The organism is Arthrobacter sp. H41, assembly GCF_000520535.1.
Lineage (GTDB): Bacteria > Actinomycetota > Actinomycetes > Actinomycetales > Micrococcaceae > Arthrobacter_D.
Window position 1 is genome coordinate 21,502 of record NZ_KI914793.1, and the last position, 1,307, is coordinate 22,808.

A 1,307-nucleotide genomic window follows, 5' to 3' on the forward strand; every position below is an offset into this window, starting at 1 on the left:
GCACCAGGTGCGGCACGGGTGAGCCGTGGCCGGTGGAGGAGCGGGCGTCCTCCCGGTTGAGGATCAGCACCCGGCCATGGTGCGCGGCGATTCCCGTGACCAGCTCCCGGGCAATGTCCGGATCATTGGTGCAGACGGTGGCCACGAGCGACCCAGCGCCCAGCGCGGCGAGCTGTACTGCGTGTGCGACGTCGTCGTACCCGATCACCGAGGCCACCGGACCGAAGGCCTCGATCGAGTGCAGCGCCCCGGCCTCGACATCCTCCCAGGTCAGCAGGATGGGAGCCATGAACGCGCCGCCCGGTGCCGGCGCGATCGAACTGTCGGCATGCGTCACCTCCGGCGCGTCGAGCGAGCCGTAGGCGAGGGATCCGCCCGAGGCCAGCAGTTCCCGCACGGCATCCTGGACGCCCTCGAGCTGCTCCAGGGAGGCGAGCGCACCCATGGTGACGCCCTCGGCCCGGGGGTCGCCGAGGATCACGCGCTGCCGGATCCGCTCACCGGCGGCGGCGACGACGTCGTCGACGAGGTTCCTGGGAACGATGGTGCGGCGGATGCCGGTGCACTTCTGGCCGGCCTTGACCGTGACCTCGGTGACCAGGGATCGGATGAAGGCCTCGAACTCCGGGGTGCCGGGCACGGCATCGGGGCCCAGGATGGCGGCGTTCAGCGAATCGGTCTCGGAGGTGAAGCGCACTCCCCCGGTGGCCACGCTGGGGTGGGATTTGAGGTGGTTCGCCGTGGACGCCGACCCCGTGAAGGACACCATGTCCCGGTAGTCGAGGTAGTCGAGGATGTCCCGTGCCGGCCCCGAGATCAGCTGCAGCGAACCCCTCGGCAGGATGTCCGACTCGATGATCAGCTTCACGACGGCTGCGGTCAGGTAGCCCGTCGGGGTGGCCGGCTTGACGATGGTGGGAACCCCGGCGAGGAAGGCGGGTGCCAGCTTCTCGAGCATCCCCCACACCGGGAAGTTGAAGGCATTGATCTGGACCGCCACGCCTGGGAGCCGGGTATGGATATGGGTACCGAGGAACGAGCCGTCCTTCGAAAGCGTCTCCGCCGGTCCGTCGACGATCACCTGTGCGTTGGGCAGTTCGCGCCTGCCCTTGGAACCGAATGTGAAGAGGACGCCGATGCCGCCGTCGATATCCACCATCGAATCCCCGCGGGTTGCACCCGTGCGGGCCGACAGTTCGTACAGCGGCTGGCGGTGCGCGTTCAGGTACTGGGCCAGCTCCTTGAGCTTGAGCGCACGCTCATGGAAGGTGAGGGCTCCGAGCGCGGCCTGCCCGGTCGAGCGGGCG

General features: G+C 68.9%; 1 protein-coding gene. It reads right to left on the reverse strand.

The genetic code is table 11. The features are described 5' to 3' along the window. Positions 1-1,307: phenylacetic acid degradation bifunctional protein PaaZ (gene paaZ / locus Y705_RS18660; RefSeq protein WP_155849994.1), on the reverse strand; the 1,307-nt coding region annotated here is incomplete at both ends.